The sequence below is a fragment of the Candidatus Edwardsbacteria bacterium genome (assembly GCA_018821925.1).
In the GTDB taxonomy this organism is placed as follows: domain Bacteria; phylum Edwardsbacteria; class AC1; order AC1; family EtOH8; genus UBA2226.
Genome location: JAHJLF010000079.1, coordinates 1 through 2521 on the forward strand (window position 1 = coordinate 1; position 2521 = coordinate 2521).

2 protein-coding genes are annotated in these 2521 nt (G+C 49.7%); both read left to right on the top strand.

Annotation, left to right across the window (positions count from 1 at the left end):
* Positions 1-320: 320 nt before the first annotated feature.
* Complete coding sequence (locus KJ869_10295; GenBank protein MBU1577577.1) at positions 321-2069, top strand: ABC transporter ATP-binding protein/permease; 1749 nt, start codon at positions 321-323, stop codon at positions 2067-2069.
* 17 nt (positions 2070-2086) lie between these two features.
* A partial coding sequence (locus KJ869_10300) for a hypothetical protein (protein MBU1577578.1) occupies positions 2087-2521 on the top strand: 435 nt, incomplete at its 3' end.

A 2521-nucleotide genomic window follows, 5' to 3' on the forward strand; every position in this document is an offset into this window, starting at 1 on the left:
AAAGAAGGCAGTAAAGAAGGTTGCTAAAAAGAAAAAATAATTGCGTGACTAGCATGAGTGCTTCAAAACAATAAATAACATTTAAAGGGAGATCGACATGCCAGTAAAGAAGAAAGCCGTCAAGAAAGCCACCAAGAAAGTTGTCAAGAAGAAGAAAAAATAACTGATTGAAAAATCAGGTGTGCTCAAGCGTCCCGGTTATGCCGGGACGCTTTTTATTGTCTAAATTAAATCCTGGCACTGATCGGATGTTTGCTTGACTTTGCAATTTGATATAACTTATAATATCTGTTCATGTCATTATCTTAATATCGTTATAAATGAAAGAACTGTTAAAACTCAAAAAATACGTCGGACGCCACAAGTGGAAGATCATGGCCGGTCTGCTGGCTCTGATTGCGGTTGACATCCTGCAGTTGTTCATTCCTCAGGTGCTGAAGCTGACCATCGATGCCCTGGCCGGCGGCACCGCCACGCTGTCATTGATCCTGGCATATGGCTGGTGGATAATCGCCATCGCCCTGGGGATGGGCGCGGGGCGCTTCTTCTGGAGGTACTTCATCATCGGTTCGGCCCGCCGCATAGAACGGGAATTGCGCCAGGATTTTTTTTCGCATCTGGCGTTCCTGGATTTTTCATTTTTTGACGACCACAAGACCGGCGACTTGATGGCCCACGCCACCAACGATATCAACGCAGTGCGGATGGCGCTGGGTTTCGGCATGGTGATCCTGACCGACATCGTGGTGTTGGGCATAGCCTCCCTCTATATGATGTTCCATATCTCTCCGCGGCTGTCGCTCTATGCCCTGATCCCGCTTCCTTTCTTAAGCCTGATAGTGGCCTTCTTCGGACAGATGATCAGAAAACGTTTTGAGCACGTCCAGGCCTCCTTCTCGGAGCTTACCGAAAGGGTCCGGGAAAATATCTCCGGCATCCGGGTGGTAAAGTTCTTCGTGCAGGAGGAGCCTGAGAAACAGCGGTTCCGGGAATCCAGCCGGGATTATTATGCCAAGAACATGAAGCTGGTCAAAGTATGGGGCGCGTTCTTTCCGGTCATAATGTTCATCGCTTCGCTCTCCCAGGGAATAACTTTTCTGGCCGGGGGGAAGATGGTGATATTCGGCAGTGTCTCTCTGGGCGAATTCGTAGCCTTCTCGGCCTATCTGGGAATACTTATCTGGCCGATGATCGCCATCGGCCAGGCCATTAACGTGTTCCAGCGCGGGGCGGCCTCGCAGGGGAGGCTCAACCGGATCTTTGCCACCAGGCCCGAGATCGCCGACCGGCCGGGATGTCAAAGGCTTAAAAGAACCCAGGGCCGGTTGGAGTTTGAGAATGTCACATTCTTTTATAACGGCAAGTCCTTGCCGGCCCTGAAGGAGATATCCCTGAAAATAGAGCCGCAACAGTTGATAGGCATCACCGGGGCCATTGGTTCGGGAAAGTCCACCGTCGTTAATTTACTGCTCAGATTGTACCAGCACCAAAGCGGGAAGATACTTATGGACGGACGGGATATCTCCGATTATTCCATGGAGTCATTGCGGGGCCAGGTGGCTTTTGTTCCCCAGGACAGTTTTTTATTTTCCGACACCATTCGCGAGAACATCTCCTTCGGCCGCCCGGATCGGAAAAACACCTCCGAGATCGAGAGGGCGGCCAGGATTGCGGCAGTGCATAAAGAGATACTATCCTTTCCCAACGGCTACGAAACAATGGTGGGCGAGCGGGGAGTGACCCTTTCCGGCGGACAGAAACAGCGGGTGGCGCTGGCCAGGGCCCTGCTGATGGACCGCCCGATAATGATTCTGGACGACGCTATGTCGGCGGTGGATGCCGATACCGAGCGGCGGATATTGAATCAGTTATCGGCTGAGTTCTCAAAACGGACGGCCATCGTCATCTCACACCGGATATTTGCCATCCAGGACGCCGACCTGATTATAGTGCTGGAGCAGGGGCAGATAGCCGAACAGGGCAAGCACCAGGAGTTGCTGGACCTGAAGGGCAGGTATTACGAGATGTTCAAGCTCCAGCAGTTGGAGCGGGAGCTTAATAAAGTATAAAAATAAATTAAAATCAAATGAGTGTTCTTGAAATAACGGAATGTAAAGAATTTATTATTCAGGCCAATTCTTTGGCAACCCAAAAAGGTTTGCTACTGATTTTAAATAAATATTCCGAACAGCAAAATAATCCCGCCAGCAACGCCATTCGATCATGGTATCAAAACATGGTTGATGGCAAATCATATCAGGATGCGATCGAAGGCATGTCTTTGCGTTTCCCGCCAAGTATCGAGCAGGTATTGATAAAATCCATAGAGAATAGTTGTCTTGACTATGCCTTGGCAGACTTGAGCGATATCTTCATGCTGACAGAAACAGATGATGAACTAATCGAAGGGCTGGGCCGGTTGGTGGATAAATATATGAACGGCATGAATAGCGAGATTATCTGCGAAGACTGTCTGATACGGGAGATGGAAAAGATCCTGCGAAGGGCATATCTGGAAGAG